Source organism: Wolbachia endosymbiont (group B) of Sphaerophoria taeniata (assembly GCF_947179355.1).
GTDB lineage: Bacteria > Pseudomonadota > Alphaproteobacteria > Rickettsiales > Anaplasmataceae > Wolbachia.
This window is the reverse complement of record NZ_CAMXAW010000002.1, coordinates 146340-167957: the sequence shown is the minus strand read 5'-3', so window position 1 is coordinate 167957 and position 21618 is coordinate 146340. Positions and strand designations below refer to the sequence as shown.

Genomic DNA, 21618 nt, shown 5'->3' with positions numbered 1-21618 from the left:
AAGTAAATCAAAGATCATTATTAGTATAAGCTAAGAGAAAATAGCTAGTAGATTGCTTAAAAAGTATATAAAATCACAATTTAAGTAGGAAATATGGCAATTAGACTTATTCCAGATAATCTTGATATAAAATTTAGTAAATATAGAAATTTGACAGCACTTGTTAGCGTTATTCTTATCATTTTTTCAATGCTTACTTTTATGCTGCGAGGAATGAATTTGGGTATAGACTTTACAGGTGGAATTTTGATAGAGATAAAATCTTCAAGCAAGGATGATGCTATTCTCGGTATATTAAAAGAGAGTGGATTTACGATACAGAGTTCAAAAGCTGGTGATAACTTAGTTGTGCGGTTTAAAGATGAGGGAGATGAAGATAAAATTAAAAAGGTTAAAAGTATATTAGAGAGCAAATTAGGTAATTTAGTAACTTATCGCAAAATAGATTATGTTGGTCCACAAATAGGCTCAACGCAGATATTTGAAGGGATATCAGCCATGTTAATTGCAATTATTGGAATATTTTTTTATGTTTGGCTTAGATTTAACTGGCAGTGTGGACTTGGTGGAATAATGGCACTGATCCATGATGTGATTTTAACTCTTGGCTTTATCAGTTTAACGAGTATTGAGTTTAATATTTCATCAGTTGCAGCTCTCCTTACCGTAATTGGCTACTCAATCAATAACTCAGTGGTTATATATGATCGGATTCGAGAGTATCAAAAAAGTGGAAAAAATGCAAAAATAGGTGAAGTAGTTGATGCCAGCATTAATTCGACGCTATTTCGCACTATGTTAACTTCAGGTACTACTCTTCTTGCCGCTCTTCCTTTAGTGCTGATTTGTACAGGTGTGGTCAGAGACTTCTGCTTAATCATTTCTTTTGGCATTGCAATCGGCACCTGTTCCGCAATATTTATCTCTGCTCCTATATTGACCTGCAGAGCGTTGATAAGTAGAGTATAGAACGTTTAACTACGATATAATATTAGCTTGTTATCCCTAATAGTGAAATGAAAATATCTCAAAAAGCTCATACCAAGTAATGAATGGGACATAGAGTGAGTATTAACACTAGCGTGCACATCATTAATTAAAAAATTTCCTATTTTAACTTGAGGTATTTGAACCACTCCAGCTTTTATTTGACCTTTTGCAGTTTCATATATTTTAAAGTCTTGAATGTTTTGTAAGTTAATACCAGCATGTAACGCATCTTTTTGCGATAGAACAATATCAGTTGCTCCGGTATCAAGCAAAAACGTTATATTACGATCATTGACTTGAGCTTGAATATAAAAATGTCCATCGTATGACTTTGTAAATTCGATACTTCCGCCATTTTGAACCCTTCCTTTGTACGGTAGAAAAGTGCTCAGAAACCTATTGCTTAGTTTATCCCCTTGTGAATCAATAAACATTGCAGTAATGACTATTATCAGTAGCCAAATAACTAGATTTTTTGCTGCATTCATATTATTAAAATTTGAAGCCATAAGAGTAAATTTTTAAGATTAGCGTTAAAAGCTATTATTAAAAATAAGTAAATTTTATTGTTTTAGTACAATATTTAATATATACTTTAAGGAGGTATGTTCGATTTAATTTCATGTCAGAAGCAAAAAATTTAATTTTAGCAACAATTCTTTCTATATTGATTATAGTATTATGGCATATTATTTATGATAATTTTCTTAACACGAGCCAAAGCCAACCATCGATTGAAAATATTGAACATATCGAATCTTCTAACGACCTTGCTCCTATGATATACCAAAATCGTTCTGAAATTATTAATTCTACTAGAGAACAGAGAGTTAATTTAACCAATAACATGCTTGAAGGATCAATTTCTCTGAAAGGTGCAAGGTTTGATGACTTAATCTTAACTAACTACCACTTAGAACCGAGTTCTTCTTCTCCACAAGTGGTGTTACTGTCACCTGCAGAATCAAAAGATGTATATTTCGCAGAATTTGGGTGGCTCGATCCGAATGAAAAGATTAAAGTTCCAGATTCTAAAACAGTATGGCAAGCAGATAAACTCAATCAAAAAGAGGTCAATTTATTTTGGGATAATGAAAATGGCATTTTATTTAGAATGAAAATTAGCCTTGACGATAACTACATGTTTAAAGTTGAGCAAATTATTGAAAACAATACAAAAGATAATGTAGTTTTGGTTCCCTATGGTAAAATCAATCGTAAACGTGATAATATTAACGAATCCTATTGGATATCACATGAAGGAGTACTAGGTGCATTTAACAATAAACTAGAGGAGTGGACATATAAGGATATTTCCAAGAAACGTTTAATAAAGGCCAGCACAAGTGAAAAAAGTTGGTTTGGTTTTGCTGATAAATATTGGTTTACAGCTATCATACCTGAAAAATCTGATCAAATAAATGTAAGTATTAAGCATACGAATGTTAATAACATTGATAAGTTTCAAGTAGATTTTGTTAAACCTTACAAACACATACTCCCTGGTGCAAGTGTTTCTACTCTGAACTACTTTTTTGCTGGGGCAAAGAAGTTGAATTTACTTGATTCTTATAAAGACACTCTTAATATACCTTTATTTGATAAGGCTGTAGATTTTGGTGTACTTTATTTTATAACCAAGCCAGTGTTTTTACTGCTTGAATATTTTAACTTTGTTTTGAAAAATTTTGGCTTAGCAATATTATTGCTAACTTTAGTAATCAAACTTTTGATGCTTCCCTTATCTAATAGATCATATATTTCGATGTTCAAGGTGAAAAGCCTGCAGCCTGAATTAACTCGTATAAAAGAGTTGTACAAAAATGACAGCTTAAAGCAGCACAAAGAGACAATTGCGTTGTTCAAGAGAAACAATGTAAATCCAATGTCGAGCATTTTCCCTATGCTCATACAAATACCAGTATTTTTTGCTCTGTATAAAGTATTATTTGTTACTATAGAGATGAGACACGCCCCTTTTTATTTATGGATTAAGGATCTTTCAGCTTCTGATCCAACAAACATTTTTACATTATTTGGGTTGTTTAATTATAACTTTCCTATTTCTATAGGCATTTTACCTATAATTTTCGGCGCTACCATGATAATTCAGCAGAAGCTAAGTGAGAAAGATCAAACCAGTAAAGATGATATTCAAGTAAATGTTATGAAGTTTTTACCTTACATTTCTGTCTTTATTTTTTCTTCTTTTCCTGCCGGCCTGGTAATATATTGGATATTTAGTAATATTATAACTCTGGTTCAACAATCATTAATAAAGTTGCTTTTAACAAGAAAAGTAGGAATGAATGTCGAAAATACTAATAGTTAATTCAGTTTATTATACTGAAATAGCAAACCTTTTGCTTGAGGGTGCAACTGATAAATTCAAAGGAAATAATATTGGTTACGAGATAATTAAAGCGCCTGGTACGTTTGAGATACCAGCTGCAATTCTTTTTGCGGTCAAAGGCAAGAATACTAATTATGATGGTTATTTAGCTCTTGGATGTGTAATTCGTGGTGAAACTGATCATTATAAATACGTTTGTAAAGGAGTAATCGAAGGCTTAAATGCAATTGTTATGCATCATGCAATACCTCTTGGTATGGGAATAATCACAGCAGATAGTAAAGATAAAGCACTAATTAGAGCTGACAAAAATAAAAAGAACGTTGGTGGCCATGCAGCCTCAACTGTTTTGCATATGATAGATCTACACAATAAATTAAAATAATGGAGGAAAAACCAGTAGATAAAAAGTGGCGCATAAAAAGAAGTACGGCAAGATTTTTTGTTGTACAAGTTGCTTACTCAAATATTTTCGTAGGTTACAACAAAAGCACTTTTAAATTGGAAAATTGTGAACTTAAGGACTACATAAGTACGTTGAAAGATATATTTGAATGTGAAGAATTTGAACATCAGTTCTTAGAAAACTTGTTATGTAAGGTTATAAAAAGCAGTGAAGAATATGATAAAATAATAGAGTCTTATTTACACCCAAGCTGGTCACTTTCACGATTAAATCTTATAAGCTTATCTATTTTGCGTGTTGCAGTATGTGAGTTAATTGATTTTGATACACCAGCACCAATTGTTATTAATGAATATACTAACATTGCATCTGATTTACTTGATGCTCCAAACAAAATTGGCTTTATTAATGGGTTGTTAGATAAGGTAAAGGATGCAGTCAGACTAAATAAAAACCCTTAGTAACTTCTCGTAAGGTATTCGTTCAGTAGGGTGGCAAAATAAGATAGAAAAGACAGCTATAGAAATAAATGGTGTTATCCAATATGATGGCAGTGCTCCTTTTTCTGTCATCCCAGTGCTTGACATTGGGATCGAGATTGCAAGTAATGCATTCGGTTTGGTAAGTATGGATGGCTTTGTTGCATAGCACTGATAGGCATGTAAATCACAGTGAATTTACGCAGCTAATTTAAATTTAGCCATACCTATATCAGTAAATTTGTTCAATAAGTAGCACTTAATTAACAGCTCTTTTTCACGATTTACCTCTGATTTATTTTTCAAGCCAAACCCAAATATTTGCTTCAACCTATAGAAAAAGACTTCAATATAAGACCGTGCTCCATACTTAACTTTTTTCTTCCATTCATTAATACCATCTTCATAATTCTCATATGACCTAATTCTACTAATATACTTGTTTCTTTCTGATAAGTAGTCAGCTAAACAAATTTTAGTATCCTTCCTAGGGCGAATAATAGGCACAATATTGTATTTTCTGCATTCTTTATACACACTTTTTATATCATAAGCCGCATCTGCTCGAATAGAACAAATGTTATATTTATCACTGACTTCTTCTAACATATCGCAGACCGGCAAATAGTCTACAGCAACACCACTAGTGTAGTTCATGCTTATTGCTTTCTTATCATTTATGTTTAAAACAACATGTAATTTTCTTACTTGACCATAACCACTGTATTTCCTTTTTCGAATATTAAGCTTACTATGCCCACCGTTATTATTGTAGATACTAACTCTAGTGCTATCTACGGCAATTTCAACATTTTCCAGATCATCTTTATTGCTTCTATGGTCATCAATCTTCAAATTAAGCTTTTTAAATCTTCTGGAAGCTTGTGTATAGCTGATAATCTTAAGTTTTTTGCCTATTTGTACCATATAACCTTTTACAAAACCTACAGCTTGTCTCAAGCCAATTCTAAAAAGATGAACTATTATGTGTATTAAAATTACAACTTTATCACTATAAGTGTTATTGCCACCTGCAACTTTTGGACTATTTTCATACCAATTTTCTATGGCTTGATTAACAAAATGAAAAACATTTCCTCTTTTTTTGAGAAACTCGTTATATTCTCTTTGGTTACTTACTCTCATTTTTTGTGGCATAAGTTGTACTTGTTTGAAAAATGCCTATTTTACAACAAAATGCGTTAGTAGCCATATATTAAAAAGCTTTTCTTCTTACAATAACCTCAACCAACACTAGCTATGCAACAAAGCCAGTATGGATTTTGCGTTATAGAATGAAACACTTTTGGTAAAGAAAACTGGATCCCAGCGTCAAGCACTGGGATGACACCACTTTTGCTTCGATATTTACACATTAGTCATGCATCTGAACGGATACTTTGAGACAGCTTCTATAATAAGCTTAAATAACTAACACTAAAAAATGAAGGGCAGACTTATTTAGTCTGCCTCTTTTATACTTAATTTTTTAATGATTTTCCTCCCTCTTGTTGTTCAGCTTTTGATGATTTAACAATTGAGCTTGGCACAAGTGTAATGATTAGTTTAGTATCATTTTCTTTAGAGTATAAACCTAACGTTTTTAACTCTTGTTTATCTTCATGTATTAAGTCATAGTCATCTTTATCATTTTTTCTTCCTAATGAATTTATCTTTAATAATCCATCATTTTTATCCATTTCCTTACTTGTAGCAGTAATGTAGTAACTTTTACTTTCTAAGCTAAAATATATAAGATACTCATCGGTGATAATATCGCCATTTTGATGCTTATTTTTGTTGTGTTTTTTGATATACTCAAAATCTTCATCTTTTAATTGCGCAAATAGACCTCTTTCCTTACTTATAATAACAATGTTCGGAGTTTTAGACTCAGATATTTTATTGTTTTTGATGATGGAATATATTGCTAAACTAACCAGTGCAACAGCAGCAAATGCTAAAACACTTATTCCAAGTGGTGTAGCTGCAAAAACTGCAATTGGGTATCCGTTCAGCGGAGTGGCAGAATAAGGTAGACAAGGTGATCTAAAAAGATAATCATAGAGCAAAAGTGAGGTAATGTGGTAAACCTTTTAGAGCTTTGCAAAAATTTACAGCAAAAAATAGAAAAGTTAGAAGCAAAAATAGAAAAGCTGGAAAGGGAGAATGAAAGTTTAAAAGCAGAGAACAAGGCTTTAAAGATAGAGAACGCTGAATTAAAGGAAAGGCTTGGTTTAAACTCGAAAAATTCATCTCTACCAAGCTCTAGAGAGTTGTACAAAATAAAAAAGGACAAGCCAAAGAGCGACAGAAACGTTGGTGGTCAGGTTGGTCATAAAGGAAGTTTTCGCGCCAAAATGGATGCAGATGAGGTGATAAAAGTAAAGTTGTCATCTACTTGTGAATGCGGAGGAGGGATTGCAATATGCAATGGACCGTACATTCATCAAAAAGTTGATCTTCCGGAAATTAGGCCTTATGTAGTGGAATATCAGATGGAGCATGGTCGTTGCCGGAGATGCGGAAAAAGAAGAAGCAGTAAGTTACCAGAAGGTGTTACGTCAGATACATTTGGTCCAAGGGTTAAGTCAATAATTGCAGCGTTCAGCGGATTCTACAAAAATTCAAAACGCGAAATAGCGAGTGTCGTAAATGATATCTTCAATTTGAACATAAGCGTCGTTAGCATATCAAATAGTGAACATAGAGTTGCTTCAAAATGCAAAAAAATGTATGAGCAGATCGAACAAGAGATAAGTAGGAGTAAAGTTCTACATATTGATGAAACGAGCCATTATAACAAAGGTAAACTCGCTTGGTGTTGGATGTTTGCAAGCAATACGGCAAGTTTTGTGAAGTTGACAGAGTCAAGAGGAATGAAAGTTTTAAAAAATAACGCATGCTGCAATCATAATAGCTTAGTGGTAACCGACAGGTACGCAGTATACAATTACTTTGCTGATGAAAAAAGGCAAATCTGCTGGGCACACTTAGCAAGGGATTTTGAAAGATTAGCGCATAGTTGGAATATTGAAGTCAAAGTTCTTGGCTGTTACTTAAGAAATGTAGCTACTGAATTATTTGCACTAAAAAAGGCTTTGCTAAAAAATGAGATAGATGTTTTTAGATTTGCCAGACGTGCCAGAAAGTTGCGAAAACGTACAAGGTATTACTTGAAGGAAATATCCTACTTACCTGAAGCAATTGGAGCCTCTCGAGTTGCGAAAAATATTTTGAAATCTGAAAGAATGATGTGGAATTTTTTAGATGACCCAAAAAACATTCCGCTGACAAACAACCATGCTGAACAGCAGATACGGCATTATGTCGTTTACCGCAAAAATTCGTATTTTACACAATCAAAGCGGGGAAATGCATTCCTTGAACGGATAATTTCGTTATACTTAACATGGAAACAAAGGGGTCTCAATCCTTTCCAAAACCTCTTATCTATTGTTTCTTAAACCACTCTCCTGAACGGATACGAAAAGTCTGCAGACGAAGATAGATTTCGAGCTCTAGAATATCTTCACTATCAAAATAACAAAGCTGTCAAAATTTGTCAAGTAATTTTTATCGCAACTGTACAAACATTGCACAGGACAAATTTAAAATGCTGTAAAATGGTGTCTGTTCAGACGCATGTGAAACCAGTGCTTCTTTTCATCCCACTTCCATACGGCTAAAACCCTTTTCATAATCTCCTATCTATCATTTCTTAAACCACTCCCCTGAACGGATACGCAATTGGCGCTAAAATCGAAGTTGAAGACACCCAATACGGTGTTGAAAGTGCTACTGCTGTGCCTATAACATACAGAGAAGTAAGCGCTACAAGTGCAATGTTTGCTTTGTGACGGTGGTTTTTAAAAATTGACATAATTTCCTCTTAAAATAAGTTAATAATATATTAATATTATATATAAAAAAATCAATACAGTCAACTTACATATAAAAAACTACCTACCGCTTGATCCAAAGCCCCCTTCATTGCGGACGGTTTCTTCTGTGCAGAATTCTTCTCTGTCATCCCAAATTACTTGAGATACAGGAGTGATGAGGATTTGTGCGATTCTATCTCCTCTTTTTATTTCATATGGCTGATTACTTAGATTGATTAGGCAAACTTTAACTTCACCTCGATAATCGGAGTCTATAGTGCCCGGAGAATTTAAGACAGTGATTCCATGTTTTGCAGCAAGTCCAGAACGTGGGCGAACTTGCCCTTCAAAACCGTTTGGTATTGCAATTACAATGCCAGTTGGAATAAGTAACCTTTCAAGTGGATTTAAAATAACAGAGTCGTCCAATGCAGCATAAAGATCCATGCCAGCACTCTGCATAGTTGCATAACAGGGAAGAGGCAAGCTTTTGCCATGTGATAACTTTTTTATTTCTACTTTAATTTTATCTCTTTGCATTTTTATTCACCAGTTATGAAAATTTGATTGTAGCATGTAAATTATGCCTGTAAAAGATAAGAAAACTACTTGACAAATCTTTCAGCTTCCTTACTATAAAATTCAAAGTGTTTTATTACCTTCAATCTGTTCAGATTAAACGACAAAAGTATTATACAGTTGGCGTCTTATAAATCTTTCCGCTATGTGCACTTTATGTCTTCACAATAATTTCTACCTAATATAAGCTGAAGCGGGCTTATAAAATGTTTAAATACAGTATAGAACGCCAATTTTTAGGATGAGAGAGTAACAACTAGCTAACGCTTTTGCCTTTTTTTATTAGTAAATTTCTTAACGTTTATATAGAGGGTGTCATTCCAGCACTTGATGCTGGAATCCAGCCTTTCTGCAATCTCATCGAAAACGTTGTACCACCTTTCTATGCTAGTTTGCTTGTGAGCAACTTAGATCCCAGTACTGGGATGACAAAAAAGGGCTACTTGAATGACATACTTGAATTTACGCTATAAAGTGAACCGGTTTGGTGTGCTGCTGTTGTTTGCATTATTGTAGTGCTAATTTTTTACTTCGGTAGTCTTTTTATTGTCATTATAATTACAAGAATAGTTGAGGCCAATTAATATGAAAACTTTTGCAAAAAATTTTAAAGGTAAGGAAAGAAAGCTAGAAGAGTTCAATGAGAAAGTTGAAGACATATCAGCTGTAGCTCAAGATAAGTTTGCACATGAACTTGAAAATATCGCATATGAAAGTGTGCAGAAATTTCGCAGTCTACTTGCTAAAGAAATAAACTCCACTTTCAATAACATTCATTCTCAGAATGTCAATCTACTAAAATCTGGCTTAGTAAACTTGATCAATAAAAAAGGAGAAACAGCGTTAATACGTTCTCTTCTCAATATACTTGTACGATAGAGTTGCTGCTGCAATTTAATATTAAGTGATAACTAAAATAAGTAAGATTTTTTATGGATAAGTCTTACTTATTTTAGCTATATATAGAAAAGGAGGGTTGTTATGTCAACAAGACTAAAGTATCCAATTATAAATATACAACGTAAGTCTAAGCCTAAATCTTTTCCAGTAACTTTAGGAGAGGTTAAATCTTTTTTACGAATTGAGAATGATCAAGATGATAAGTTGATTTCAAGTTTTATTTTTATGGCAACTGATTATGCTCAGTGGCATATGGAAAAGTCTCTAGTAAAGCAAATGTGGCAAGTTTCATATGAAGGTTATATACCTCGTAGAATCTATTTAAGCTATGGTCCTGTGAATAAAATAATATTGGCTACTGATAAGAATAGAAAACTTAGTTATTATTTTAGTGATATAGGAAGCTATATTGAATTTTTCAATTATTTGAACATAATAAGGGCTGATGTTGTATACGAAGCTGGCTATGACAGCGTTCCTGAGCAAATAAAGCTAGGTATTATGCAGCATGTTTCTGCTCTCTATAAAAATCGTGAATCAGAAGTAAGTAGCCATTTATCTGAGGTAAAGAAGGTGTATTCTCCATTTCGCGAACCAAAGGTTGTTTTGTAGTTCCTGTTTGTCATTCAATAGCAGATACAACAGATGGTGTCATACCAGTACTTGGATCAAGATTGCGAGTAATGAATTGGGTTTTGTGAGTATGGGTTTTGCATTATAGAATGAAGTGTTTTTGGTTAAGAAAACTGGATTCCAGTGCTTACTGTACAAAAATTGTAACTTAATTCCATAAGGGAAGGTGCCATTCCAGCGCTTACTGTAAAAACATTGTAACTTAATTCCATAAAGGAAGGTGTCATCCCAGTACTGGGATCCAGCTTTACCTAACTATTTTTCTTGTTGGTCATTTTATTGAAAATGTTTGCTCATTTAGAATCAATTTTCCTGGATCCCAGTACTGGGATGACACCAAAAGAACTATTGGAATAACACCTTCTTAGTGGAAATTGATCACAATGTTCGTACAGTAAGCACTGACCATTTATTACGTAAATTATCTACAAATTGCAATGTTCTTAGCCGTATCTGTGAGATGGAAAAAATTCAAATTATAAATGAGTTGTATAATAGTATTTATGCAGCATTAAAAGCAAACTCTGATTGGCTTTGTTGCATAGCACTGATAGGCATGTAAATCACAGTGAATTTACGCAGCTAATTTAAATTTAGCCATACCTATATCAGTAAATTTGTTCAATAAGTAGCACTTAATTAACAGCTCTTTTTCACGATTTACCTCTGATTTATTTTTCAAGCCAAACCCAAATATTTGCTTCAACCTATAGAAAAAGACTTCAATATAAGACCGTGCTCCATACTTAACTTTTTTCTTCCATTCATTAATACCATCTTCATAATTCTCATATGACCTAATTCTACTAATATACTTGTTTCTTTCTGATAAGTAGTCAGCTAAACAAATTTTAGTATCCTTCCTAGGGCGAATAATAGGCACAATATTGTATTTTCTGCATTCTTTATACACACTTTTTATATCATAAGCCGCATCTGCTCGAATAGAACAAATGTTATATTTATCACTGACTTCTTCTAACATATCGCAGACCGGCAAATAGTCTACAGCAACACCACTAGTGTAGTTCATGCTTATTGCTTTCTTATCATTTATGTTTAAAACAACATGTAATTTTCTTACTTGACCATAACCACTGTATTTCCTTTTTCGAATATTAAGCTTACTATGCCCACCGTTATTATTGTAGATACTAACTCTAGTGCTATCTACGGCAATTTCAACATTTTCCAGATCATCTTTATTGCTTCTATGGTCATCAATCTTCAAATTAAGCTTTTTAAATCTTCTGGAAGCTTGTGTATAGCTGATAATCTTAAGTTTTTTGCCTATTTGTACCATATAACCTTTTACAAAACCTACAGCTTGTCTCAAGCCAATTCTAAAAAGATGAACTATTATGTGTATTAAAATTACAACTTTATCACTATAAGTGTTATTGCCACCTGCAACTTTTGGACTATTTTCATACCAATTTTCTATGGCTTGATTAACAAAATGAAAAACATTTCCTCTTTTTTTGAGAAACTCGTTATATTCTCTTTGGTTACTTACTCTCATTTTTTGTGGCATAAGTTGTACTTGTTTGAAAAATGCCTATTTTACAACAAAATGCGTTAGTAGCCATATATTAAAAAGCTTTTCTTCTTACAATAACCTCAACCAACACTAGCTATGCAACAAAGCCACTCTGATTTAAAGAAATATGTTACTAACATCTATGATTACCTGCCTAAGCAGGTTACTATTCCTTATCTGAGATTGCGCATAGTAAATTATGTTAACCTGCATATGCTATCTAATTTTGCTACAAAAGTAAGATTTTCATGCGACATATATACTTATCATATAAGCAGCATGCTTGCTGCTATAAAGCATGTTAGCTTGGTGGTAAAGAGCATTAGTAGTGAGACCATTTTTGAAAGTAATTGTGCTATAAATCAGCATGATGAAGTTTTACATTCAACAATTAATTTTGATATTTTAATACAAGGAGGTAGCGATGAGCAAATTACAGCTGAAAATTAAAGGTCATGACAATAATTTTGTTGTGCTGAATAATATACGAAACTTAAGGTTTACTTTGCGTAATAACAAAGAGGAGATGAAAGATATTTCCTCTTTTGGCTGGAGAAAAGTGCTTGATTGTGCTGGAAGTAGAAAGATTACAATAAAAATTAATGGCATTTTAAATTCAGTATTGGCTGATGAATTATTGCGTAATTCTGCAATGTTAAACTCTAATAATGATTATGAGATTAGTTTTAATGCTAAGGAGAAGATAAAACTCAGGTGTTCGGTTGAATTGTATGAGAGATATTATGATCCTGCCACTTTTGACAGCTTCACTGTAGTTTTAGCCAGTGCTGAAGTTGTGAACACTTTTCATTAGTGTTAATTTAATTTTTTCATATACAATAATAATAAGTGGGAATAAATTAAAAAAAATTATGAACGATGAGGATCTTTTCGAAGAAGGTGATGATAATGTTGAAGAGAATAGCGATGACAGAAGAGAAAGGAATTTGAAGAATGAAAATCAGCTTGAAGAGCAGTGCAAAGAGTATTTAAAACCTTTCGAGGATATTTTAAGTCAAATTGATGAAGGAGTTGATAATTTAGATAGTTACGAAAGGACTATGCAAGTAAAGCGAAGTATAGATAGGCTCATAGAAACCTTATATAGCCAAGCAGCATCTGAGGATATTGATGTAGAACTTGAAACCACAAAGCACACTCGCGATAAATCAGAATCCAAGAAAAGAGTTCTGGAAAAGAGAAAGAAACAACTGATGGAAGAGATCTTAAGTTTTCAACAACAAAAGGAGCTAATGAATAGTAGGGAAAAACATGAAGTAGCAAGTGATGAAGATGTTCAGAAGGCAAAAGCACGAGTGAAGTCTTCAATTAGGGGGGTGTTGTTTTCAGTTATTGCTCATAGAATGGATCCAAGAAGGAGGGCAGGGGAAACTGCTGATGACAATGAAAAGCAAGCTCGTATGTACGGTAGAGAAGCAGTTGGTGGAGTTTTAGGTGGATTATTCAAGGCGTTTTTAACTGCAGTTGCTGCTGTTGTGCGCGAAATTGCTAAACCACTTCAACATATGAATACACAAGAGACGTCTTTTGCAAAACAAGTTGAAGAAAGCAGAAACCAGGATTCACAGAAAGGTCGATCTGTGTAGGTCAAAGTATAATTTCAAAAAAATTTTTGAAATCGTATGTACTAAACAATATCTACTCAACGCAAATTACAACAAACGCAGTAGCATAATCTTGATCATCACTTAGAGAAAGGTGTATCTTGTAGTCTTTCGAGATGAAATCCTTTGTGATAGCAAGATGTGGTTTTCCCCTGATATTACTGTATATTTCTATATCTTTCATTATAATTCCTTGGCTGAATCCAGTGCCTAGCGCTTTAACAAAAGCTTCCTTTGCAGCAAAGCGTTTAGCAAAATATTTTGCCCTTACTTCTTGGCTATTATATTTTTTGCTTATCTCTATCTCCTTCTTAGTATAGACTTTATTGAGAAATTTTTCCCCGTATTTTTGTGATATTCTCAATATTCTGGGTATATATACTATGTCAGTGCCAATACCGTATATCATTTTGCGCTAAAACGATTTATTGCTTCTTCAACTTGTATTTCCTCTACCTCTCCAGTTGCCCTATTTTTTACTTCAACTATATTTTCACTTACTGCTTTCTTTCCAATAATTATTTGCCATGGCAAGCCTATCAGATCCATTCTGGCAAATTTCACTCCTACACTTTCGTCTGTATCATCATAAAGCACTTCATCGCTTTTCAAAGCTTTGTATATTTTATCTGCAGCCTCCGTTACTTTTGTTTGTAAATTGATCAAACCAACTTTAAAAGGAGCTACTGCCTCTGGCCAGATAATTCCTTTATCATCATGGAAAGCTTCTATTATTGCGCCAACAAGCCTTGAAACTCCAATACCATACGAACCCATATGCATGTTAACATTTTTTCCATCTTGAGAAGTAACACTTGCCTTCATAGGTTTCGAATATTTATCACCAAAATAAAAAATATGCCCTATTTCAATACCCTTGCTAACATTTAACTGTTCTTGCGGTATAGGACAACTTTCAGGATCATGCATATCGTCTGCAACTGCATATATGCTCTTCAGGCTTTCAATATCTTCGCTTTCTAGTAATTCAAAAAGTTTATTGTCATAATATAGAGTGCTCTCACCGGTGTTTGCCAATATATGAAATTCATGACTTAAATTTCCTCCAATTGGTCCTGTATCTGCCCTCACTCCAATTGGAGTAAGTCCCATGCGTTTGAAGATTTTTATGTAAGTTTTATACATCAAATTATATGAATTCAGTGCACCTTCGTAATCTACATCAAAACTGTATGCATCCTTCATCAGAAATTCCCTGCCTCTCATAACGCCATAACGAGGTCTTACTTCGTCACGAAACTTCCACTGAATTTGATATAAACAAAGTGGTAAATCTTTGTAACTTTTTACCGTATTTCTAATCAAATCAGTTACCACCTCCTCATGTGTTGGACCAAAAAGCATATCGCTTTCATGCCTATCTTTAATACGTAGCATTTCTTTGCCGTAATCATCGTAACGTCCTGACTCTCGCCAAAGACTTGCTGGCTGCACACAAGGCATCAACACTTCAATTGCACCAATTTCATCTCTGATAATATTTTCAATATTTTTAAGTACCAAAAGACCAAGCGGCAGCCAAGAATAAATTCCAGATGCTGTCTGCTTGATTAAGCCCGCACGTAACAAATATTGATGAGAAATAATTTCAGCACCAGCCGGGGTTTCTTTTAAAGTTGGCAGGTAATATTGAGATAAACGCATTTGATAAATCTGATTGTACTAAGTAATCTTAATACAATCAGGCCTGTAGGTAAACTTATTTTAAGAAGAGTGTACTACTTTCTCTTACCTCGATCTACGACACTTTGAACTTGAAATGGTTTTTGCACCTCACTATTCACTGAGTCAACATTATTTGCTTGTGCTGCAGGAGAAGCTTCAGATTTCGTTTGTAAACCAGCAGTCTTAGGCGGTACCAGTGGCTTACCTGCTTTTGGCACAGAATGTAACGGAGATGTAGGTTTAGATTTTTCATTATCATCAGATTCATGACCACTGTCAGGACTCTTGCTTCCTCTTTCATCTTCTGGTTGGGAGTTTGAAGGCGTAGGTTTTTTCCTGGATTTTGTCAGCTTTTTCTCTTTCGGTTTTTTCGATTTATCATTGCTCCAATCATCACTGTCACTGTGGTCAGAAACTTCACTTTCACTACTAGAAAGTTCTATTGCTAGTCTCCTCTTCAGGATATTAGCTATCTCATAATCATGACATTGAGCATTCCTCATTGTATGTTGCTTATTCTCTTGTATCGACTTCTCAATTCTTGCAGCGAGCTCTTCTCCTGTCTCTTGCTCAGCATTGCTCTTACTACTTTTAAACTCTTCCTTCAATTCATCTGAAAAATCTTGTGATTTCCCATCATTGTTATTACCTGGTGTCTTAGCATTTTTAAACTCATTGTTAACACGTTTCAACTTAACACCTCCTCCTCTTATCTGCGCAAACAGAGCAGAACGATCATGCTCAGATTCATTAGCCTTTTTCGGTGCACCATTCTTAGGTTTCTCCGTATACTTGGAAGCTGTAGGAGGAGGTGGTAGTGGTGCAGCATTTTGTGGCAATGGAGGAGGTGGTGGTGGCGGTGCACTGGGTGTTCCAGACATTACTGGAAATGATGGTGTAGGAGTATTGCTATGTTCAAGTTCTTTTGCTTTCTGTAAACTACTATCTTGTGATTGATTTTGACATACTTCGTTGTTTTGCTGTTGTACGTCGTCCTCTCCATCAATTGCTTTCCTTCGGCTTTTGAGCGTTTTGTTCAAATCAGCCATCAAATCTCCACTTCCTTGTTGCTTGCCACCTCCTGAGGGTATGGATTTATTAGTAGTATTATTCTTTAGAGTAGGTGGTGTCGGTACACTGGATGTTCTAAGCGCTACTGGAGGTGATGATGTATGAGTATTGCTGTGTTCAAGTCCTTTTGCTTTCTGTAAATCTTGTGATTGTTTTCTACCAGGATCAACTCCTTTCTCGCTGTTTATTGCAGAAAGGTGTGAATTGATAAGATATGCAGCTAAGCTCAACATAACCGATGCAGAAACAAAAGCAATAACTGTGAAAAGTACTGGATCACTTAGTGTTACTGAAATCGAAAGATATGTATATATACCAGCTGTAACACTAGATATACATAGCAACAAAGTAGCAATTGAATATTTTAAGGCAGCTGTCTTACTTATTCCAACTAAAGTATTAATCAAAATGGGAGTATCGATTTTTTGTTCTGTTGCAAGTTGAATAGGATTCTCAGATAGCCCTTTTTCTGATTGAGTACTATTGTTAGTTCCTGAAGGTTTGTTACTATTACCATTATCTTGTTGAGGACTCAAAACTCTAGGTGATACAGGCTTGGTAGTTGATATTCTATTTGGCTCACTCTGTCTAATATTGCTTCCTTTATCTGCAGTTTCGCCATTCGCATTGTTTGCTTCCTTGAATTTTGAATTATTTTTCAACTCTTCAAAAAGATTTGGATTAGAAACCTCAGATAGACCTCTTTTTAATTGAGTGCTATTGCTGGTTTTTGATGGAGTACTACCAAGAGTGTTTTCATTTTTATCGTTATTTTTCGCTGGCTTCCAATTTTTTCCCCAATCTGCAGGTGGTAGAGGTGGGGGTGGTGGCGGAGCTGATGATGGTGTGTTATTATTAGTAAGCATTTTTCTTCCTCATTATTAATATTATATTAATGATGATTAAATTATTAGTACTTGTCAATAATTTATGAGTAAGTTAGTATTAAGATAATAAAATAAAAAGGAAAGAGAGAGGAGCAGTCTTCTAAGAAGAAATAGAAGCTATCTTAAACCTCAAGTCATCACTTTGTTACCACAGCACATCATCGATGTTTTGGTATAGAGTAATCAGAATCATAAAAATAGCTTAGTGTTAGCTATTTTTATGATAACCTCTCTTAAACAATTGATATTTTAAAGTGTTTTTGGTAAAATAATAGCTTAAGGCTTAGAATAAAAGTTTATGAGTGAAGCACAAGGTCCAAATATTGCAGAATGGCAGGCACAGCAGCAACACCAGGAAGCCGCTAGTGAGAAAAGTGGTTTCGGTCTTGGTCATAGCGACTCTGTTGCAACAATTGTGGATGGAATGAAGTGGATGTTCAACTTTCATGAAGGAGCAATTGCTGCTTATAATAATGTATTCGAAGGTTTGGTCAGTGGTAGCAGTCTAGTGACGTTATTTGGGAAATCAGGTAATATGTTTGGCATAAAATTTCTTGAAAGTCTTGCTGAATATTTTTCAGGTGGTGGTGGAGAAGATATGCCATCAGAAGGAATGGGTATGGACTACGGTGATGAGGGGCATCATCCGGATGATTATCCCCACTCTAACAATGAAATAGCTCAAAGTGCCGATGGTTTGCATGATATGCATGATGCAGGTGATCATCATGGCCAATCTTTTTCACCTGGTCCTTCACCATCTGTTGGTGATGATCATGAGCTTGGTTACTAAATAACTAAGAAGATTTTATTGTAATTAGTGAAAAAAGTTTCAGTTTTAGGATCAACAGGAAGCATTGGAAAAAAGACTGTAGATTTGCTCTTAAAGAGAAAGGAAGAATATCAGGTGGAAGCACTAAGTGCCAATTCTAACTTTGCTCTGCTAGCACAACAGGCAAATCTACTTAATGCAAAATATGCTGCCATTTCTGATGAAAGGTTCTACAAAGATTTAAAAGAAGATCTACTTGGTACAAACGTCAAAGTAGAAGTTGGTGCTCCAGGTCTAGCAAATGTTGCTTCTCTACCCGTTGATCTCTCAGTTATTGCAATAGTTGGCATCGCAGGCCTTGAGCCAGTTATAAAGGTTATAGAAAGCGGTACTAAAGTTATTGCTCTAGCAAACAAAGAGAGTATTGTTTGCGGTGGTAAGTTACTACTTAAAAAAGCTAAAGAAAGGAGCGTACAAATAATTCCCATCGACTCTGAACACAACGCAATTTTTCAAGTTTTGCAAAATGATGATAAATGTGTAGAAAAGATTATACTCACTGCCTCTGGTGGACCATTTTTAAATTATAGCCTTGAACAATTAAGAAATATCACAGTAAATCAGGCACTAAGTCACCCTACTTGGAAAATGGGAAAGAAAATCTCAGTTGATAGTGCAACAATGATGAATAAAGCACTAGAAATAATAGAAGCACATCATTTGTTTAATATTAGTCCAAATAGAATTGAAGCAGTAGTGCACCCTGAATCGATAGTACATGGAATTGTCGTTTATCACGATGGATTCAGCTTTGCTGTGCTTGCAGAAACTGATATGGAAATTCCCATTGCATATGCTTTGTCTTGGCCAGAAAGATCAACTTTGAACTACAAGTTAGACTTAACAAAACAAAAAAAATTGACCTTTCAAGAACCAGACCACAAATGTTTTTCTTCACTAAAGCTAAGCATGGAAGTGTTAAATTCTTCTTCTCCACATACAAATAGTATTGTTTTGAACGCTGCAAATGAGATAGCTGTTAACGAATTTTTGAAGTCACGAATCGGCTTTTTAGAAGTAGTAGAGGTAGTAAAATCAACAATAGAAAACTTTGACAAGTACTCTGATATTAACTCACTATCCGACATAATAAGTGTCGATTTTGAAAGCCGTATTCTTGCCAATGAAATCATAAAAAGTAAAGGTATCTGTTCAGCAGAGTGATAAAATAAGGTAGACGAGAAAAGACAACTAAATGGTCAAGTAGCCCCATTTCATACTCCTGTCATCCTAGTAGCTGACACTGGGATCTAGAAAAATTTACAAAGCTTATGCTAAATTCAATGAGATTAAATGAAAACCAGCATCAAGTGCTGGAATGATACCTTACCTGAACAGATACATCACTAGCACGTTCGTTCACAAGTATCCGTTCAGCGGAGTGGCAGAATAAGGTAGACAAGGTGATCTAAAAAGATAATCATAGAGCAAAAGTGAGGTAATGTGGTAAACCTTTTAGAGCTTTGCAAAAATTTACAGCAAAAAATAGAAAAGTTAGAAGCAAAAATAGAAAAGCTGGAAAGGGAGAATGAAAGTTTAAAAGCAGAGAACAAGGCTTTAAAGATAGAGAACGCTGAATTAAAGGAAAGGCTTGGTTTAAACTCGAAAAATTCATCTCTACCAAGCTCTAGAGAGTTGTACAAAATAAAAAAGGACAAGCCAAAGAGCGACAGAAACGTTGGTGGTCAGGTTGGTCATAAAGGAAGTTTTCGCGCCAAAATGGATGCAGATGAGGTGATAAAAGTAAAGTTGTCATCTACTTGTGAATGCGGAGGAGGGATTGCAATATGCAATGGACCGTACATTCATCAAAAAGTTGATCTTCCGGAAATTAGGCCTTATGTAGTGGAATATCAGATGGAGCATGGTCGTTGCCGGAGATGCGGAAAAAGAAGAAGCAGTAAGTTACCAGAAGGTGTTACGTCAGATACATTTGGTCCAAGGGTTAAGTCAATAATTGCAGCGTTCAGCGGATTCTACAAAAATTCAAAACGCGAAATAGCGAGTGTCGTAAATGATATCTTCAATTTGAACATAAGCGTCGTTAGCATATCAAATAGTGAACATAGAGTTGCTTCAAAATGCAAAAAAATGTATGAGCAGATCGAACAAGAGATAAGTAGGAGTAAAGTTCTACATATTGATGAAACGAGCCATTATAACAAAGGTAAACTCGCTTGGTGTTGGATGTTTGCAAGCAATACGGCAAGTTTTGTGAAGTTGACAGAGTCAAGAGGAATGAAAGTTTTAAAAAATAACGCATGCTGCAATCATAATAGCTTAGTGGTAACCGACAGGTACGCAGTATACAATTACTTTGCTGATGAAAAAAGGCAAATCTGCTGGGCACACTTAGCAAGGGATTTTGAAAGATTAGCGCATAGTTGGAATATTGAAGTCAAAGTTCTTGGCTGTTACTTAAGAAATGTAGCTACTGAATTATTTGCACTAAAAAAGGCTTTGCTAAAAAATGAGATAGATGTTTTTAGATTTGCCAGACGTGCCAGAAAGTTGCGAAAACGTACAAGGTATTACTTGAAGGAAATATCCTACTTACCTGAAGCAATTGGAGCCTCTCGAGTTGCGAAAAATATTTTGAAATCTGAAAGAATGATGTGGAATTTTTTAGATGACCCAAAAAACATTCCGCTGACAAACAACCATGCTGAACAGCAGATACGGCATTATGTCGTTTACCGCAAAAATTCGTATTTTACACAATCAAAGCGGGGAAATGCATTCCTTGAACGGATAATTTCGTTATACTTAACATGGAAACAAAGGGGTCTCAATCCTTTCCAAAACCTCTTATCTATTGTTTCTTAAACCACTCTCCTGAACGGATACGTTCACAATAACTTGAGAGAAGCTTACATCATTAATAACTGTATTTGCTCTATACAGATAACCGCATCCTATTGCAAGAAAAAGCAACGAAGTTACAACAAGCGGAGTTGGGTTATCAACTGCGAAACATATACCAGCAGCAAGTACTCCAGATAACAAAAAAGCACAAGCATAATTAGTTTGTTTCCTTTTTTGAGCGACTGCTTCTATCTTTAGGAATTCTGGTTCTATTGCTTTCTTGACATGTCCTGCAATACAATTTCTTGGACTTTTGTTTTCATAGTTTTTAATATTAGGTTTGATATTTGGATGTGTAAGTAATATTTCTATCATGTTTACATTTCCCAACTTGCAAGCAATGTGTAGAGCTGTATTTTTTTCCTTCTTGCCGGTCTTAATTTCCTCCTCTGCACGAGCATAATTTTGAGGTATAAATCCTTCATTAACAGGTTGTAAATTGTCAAGGTATACACAACCCCTTATACCCTTATCTACTACTTCTCTCCCCTCAAATTCGTACACTGGATAACCATCATGTTTCTTTGGTTTTCTCTCAATAACAGCTTGCTTGCTTTTAATATTTAAATCGATTTTTTTATGTTCTACAAGCAACTTAGCCATAAGCTCTAAATATTGATGTTCCTCGTTATTACTAGTAACAAAAGCTGAAATAATGCACATCAAAGGTGTCATCCCATCCTCAAAAGCGTTAACATTCGCTCCTTCTTTCAATGCTTGTTGAAAATGATTCCAAGCTTCCTCAGGTGTTATTCTTTCACCACTAGCATTTTGAAATTCAATAGCTTTAAACAACTTTTTTGTTGCTTCACTTGTACTAAACATTTTAACCCCCTATCACAACAAACTTGATAAAATTATACATAGAAAAAATTAAAATATCAACTA

At 34.5% G+C, this 21618-nt stretch carries 23 protein-coding genes and 1 pseudogene; 14 read left to right on the top strand and 10 right to left on the bottom strand.

Annotated elements, in window-relative coordinates:
* Positions 1-93: 93 nt before the first annotated feature.
* On the top strand, positions 94-969 hold the full coding sequence (secF, locus tag ONG75_RS01995; protein WP_010401100.1) for a protein translocase subunit SecF: 876 nt from the start codon (positions 94-96) through the stop codon (positions 967-969).
* 5 nt (positions 970-974) lie between these two features.
* Here the strand turns inward: secF and ONG75_RS01990 are convergent, their stop codons facing one another.
* Positions 975-1499, bottom strand: coding sequence for a TIGR02281 family clan AA aspartic protease (locus tag ONG75_RS01990; protein ID WP_010401102.1), 525 nt, complete (start codon positions 1497-1499; stop codon positions 975-977).
* Between the two features lie 113 nt (positions 1500-1612).
* Between ONG75_RS01990 and yidC the strand changes: the two genes are divergently transcribed.
* Genes yidC through nusB form a run of 3 tightly spaced genes read left to right on the top strand, consistent with a single transcriptional unit; the run spans position 1613 to position 4210 of the window.
* Positions 1613-3322 carry a membrane protein insertase YidC gene (yidC, locus tag ONG75_RS01985; RefSeq protein WP_007302796.1) on the top strand — a complete coding sequence of 570 codons (1710 nt, stop codon included), beginning with the start codon at positions 1613-1615 and terminating at the stop codon, positions 3320-3322.
* Complete coding sequence (locus tag ONG75_RS01980; RefSeq protein WP_007302797.1) at positions 3300-3728, top strand: 6,7-dimethyl-8-ribityllumazine synthase; 429 nt, start codon at positions 3300-3302, stop codon at positions 3726-3728. The genes yidC and ONG75_RS01980 overlap by 23 nt, the downstream gene beginning before the upstream one ends.
* The gene (gene nusB / locus ONG75_RS01975) at positions 3728-4210 is read left to right on the top strand and encodes a transcription antitermination factor NusB (RefSeq protein ID WP_064085381.1); all 483 of its coding nucleotides are present in this window, start codon (positions 3728-3730) and stop codon (positions 4208-4210) included. The genes ONG75_RS01980 and nusB overlap by 1 nt, the downstream gene beginning before the upstream one ends.
* Before the next feature lie 216 nt (positions 4211-4426).
* Here nusB and ONG75_RS01970 read toward each other — a convergent pair whose 3' ends face one another.
* Entirely contained in the window at positions 4427-5386 is a 960-nt protein-coding gene (locus ONG75_RS01970; protein ID WP_264375556.1) for an IS5 family transposase, read from the bottom strand.
* A 323-nt stretch (positions 5387-5709) separates the two neighbouring features.
* Positions 5710-6300, bottom strand: coding sequence for a hypothetical protein (locus ONG75_RS01965; RefSeq protein WP_264375629.1), 591 nt, complete (start codon positions 6298-6300; stop codon positions 5710-5712).
* 12 nt (positions 6301-6312) lie between these two features.
* Between ONG75_RS01965 and tnpC (ONG75_RS01960) the strand changes: the two genes are divergently transcribed.
* The gene (gene tnpC / locus ONG75_RS01960; RefSeq protein ID WP_264375454.1) at positions 6313-7695 is read left to right on the top strand and encodes an IS66 family transposase; all 1383 of its coding nucleotides are present in this window, start codon (positions 6313-6315) and stop codon (positions 7693-7695) included.
* A gap of 254 nt (positions 7696-7949) precedes the next feature.
* Here tnpC (ONG75_RS01960) and ONG75_RS01955 read toward each other — a convergent pair whose 3' ends face one another.
* Both ONG75_RS01955 and dut read right to left on the bottom strand, forming a co-directional pair.
* Positions 7950-8111, bottom strand: a complete 162-nt coding sequence (locus ONG75_RS01955; RefSeq protein ID WP_264375628.1) for a hypothetical protein — start codon at positions 8109-8111, stop codon at positions 7950-7952.
* Between the two features lie 79 nt (positions 8112-8190).
* Entirely contained in the window at positions 8191-8652 is a 462-nt protein-coding gene (dut, locus tag ONG75_RS01950; protein WP_264375627.1) for a dUTP diphosphatase, read from the bottom strand.
* Between the two features lie 624 nt (positions 8653-9276).
* Here dut and ONG75_RS01945 point away from each other — a divergent pair.
* The 3 genes and pseudogenes from ONG75_RS01945 to ONG75_RS07720 form a co-directional block, all read left to right on the top strand.
* On the top strand, positions 9277-9570 hold the full coding sequence (locus ONG75_RS01945) for a hypothetical protein (protein WP_139686435.1): 294 nt from the start codon (positions 9277-9279) through the stop codon (positions 9568-9570).
* Positions 9571-9672: 102 nt separating this feature from the next.
* Positions 9673-10203 (top strand): head-tail connector protein, encoded by a 531-nt coding sequence (locus ONG75_RS01940; protein ID WP_264375626.1) that lies wholly within the window; start codon positions 9673-9675, stop codon positions 10201-10203.
* A gap of 394 nt (positions 10204-10597) precedes the next feature.
* A pseudogene (locus tag ONG75_RS07720) lies at positions 10598-10753 on the top strand (DUF3168 domain-containing protein); the annotation flags it as partial.
* 45 nt (positions 10754-10798) lie between these two features.
* Here the strand turns inward: ONG75_RS07720 and ONG75_RS01935 are convergent.
* Positions 10799-11758 (bottom strand): IS5 family transposase, encoded by a 960-nt coding sequence (locus ONG75_RS01935; protein WP_264375556.1) that lies wholly within the window; start codon positions 11756-11758, stop codon positions 10799-10801.
* Positions 11759-11860: 102 nt separating this feature from the next.
* On the opposite strand from ONG75_RS01935, the gene ONG75_RS07715 reads away from it, so the two are divergent.
* From ONG75_RS07715 to ONG75_RS01920, 3 genes are read left to right on the top strand one after another with little or no spacing between them, the layout of a single operon-like run.
* Positions 11861-12214 (top strand): DUF3168 domain-containing protein, encoded by a 354-nt coding sequence (locus ONG75_RS07715; protein WP_319606827.1) that lies wholly within the window; start codon positions 11861-11863, stop codon positions 12212-12214.
* Positions 12189-12578 carry a phage tail tube protein gene (locus tag ONG75_RS01925; RefSeq protein ID WP_007302803.1) on the top strand — a complete coding sequence of 130 codons (390 nt, stop codon included), beginning with the start codon at positions 12189-12191 and terminating at the stop codon, positions 12576-12578. Before ONG75_RS07715 ends, ONG75_RS01925 begins: the two co-directional genes overlap by 26 nt.
* Before the next feature lie 58 nt (positions 12579-12636).
* Positions 12637-13371 carry a hypothetical protein gene (locus tag ONG75_RS01920; protein ID WP_264375624.1) on the top strand — a complete coding sequence of 245 codons (735 nt, stop codon included), beginning with the start codon at positions 12637-12639 and terminating at the stop codon, positions 13369-13371.
* Positions 13372-13423: 52 nt separating this feature from the next.
* Here the strand turns inward: ONG75_RS01920 and ONG75_RS01915 are convergent, their stop codons facing one another.
* From ONG75_RS01915 to ONG75_RS01905, 3 genes are all read right to left on the bottom strand, one after another.
* Positions 13424-13798: a holo-[acyl-carrier-protein] synthase gene (locus ONG75_RS01915; protein ID WP_007302804.1), complete on the bottom strand. Its 375-nt coding sequence runs from the start codon at positions 13796-13798 to the stop codon at positions 13424-13426.
* Positions 13795-15054, bottom strand: coding sequence for a proline--tRNA ligase (proS, locus tag ONG75_RS01910; protein ID WP_264375623.1), 1260 nt, complete (start codon positions 15052-15054; stop codon positions 13795-13797). Before proS ends, ONG75_RS01915 begins: the two co-directional genes overlap by 4 nt.
* 74 nt (positions 15055-15128) lie before the next feature.
* The gene (locus ONG75_RS01905; RefSeq protein ID WP_264375622.1) at positions 15129-17012 is read right to left on the bottom strand and encodes a WH2 domain-containing protein; all 1884 of its coding nucleotides are present in this window, start codon (positions 17010-17012) and stop codon (positions 15129-15131) included.
* A 319-nt stretch (positions 17013-17331) separates the two neighbouring features.
* Here ONG75_RS01905 and ONG75_RS01900 point away from each other — a divergent pair, with 319 nt between their 5' ends.
* From ONG75_RS01900 to tnpC (ONG75_RS01890), 3 genes are all read left to right on the top strand, one after another.
* On the top strand, positions 17332-17826 hold the full coding sequence (locus ONG75_RS01900; RefSeq protein WP_010406678.1) for a hypothetical protein: 495 nt from the start codon (positions 17332-17334) through the stop codon (positions 17824-17826).
* A gap of 27 nt (positions 17827-17853) precedes the next feature.
* On the top strand, positions 17854-19029 hold the full coding sequence (gene dxr / locus ONG75_RS01895) for a 1-deoxy-D-xylulose-5-phosphate reductoisomerase (RefSeq protein ID WP_010406676.1): 1176 nt from the start codon (positions 17854-17856) through the stop codon (positions 19027-19029).
* 279 nt (positions 19030-19308) lie between these two features.
* Complete coding sequence (gene tnpC / locus ONG75_RS01890) at positions 19309-20691, top strand: IS66 family transposase (RefSeq protein ID WP_264375454.1); 1383 nt, start codon at positions 19309-19311, stop codon at positions 20689-20691.
* On the opposite strand, the gene ONG75_RS01885 is transcribed toward tnpC (ONG75_RS01890), so the two are convergent.
* Positions 20674-21555, bottom strand: coding sequence for an ankyrin repeat domain-containing protein (locus ONG75_RS01885; protein ID WP_264375621.1), 882 nt, complete (start codon positions 21553-21555; stop codon positions 20674-20676). The two genes, tnpC (ONG75_RS01890) and ONG75_RS01885, sit on opposite strands and share 18 nt — an antisense overlap.
* Between the last annotated feature and the right edge of the window lie 63 nt (positions 21556-21618).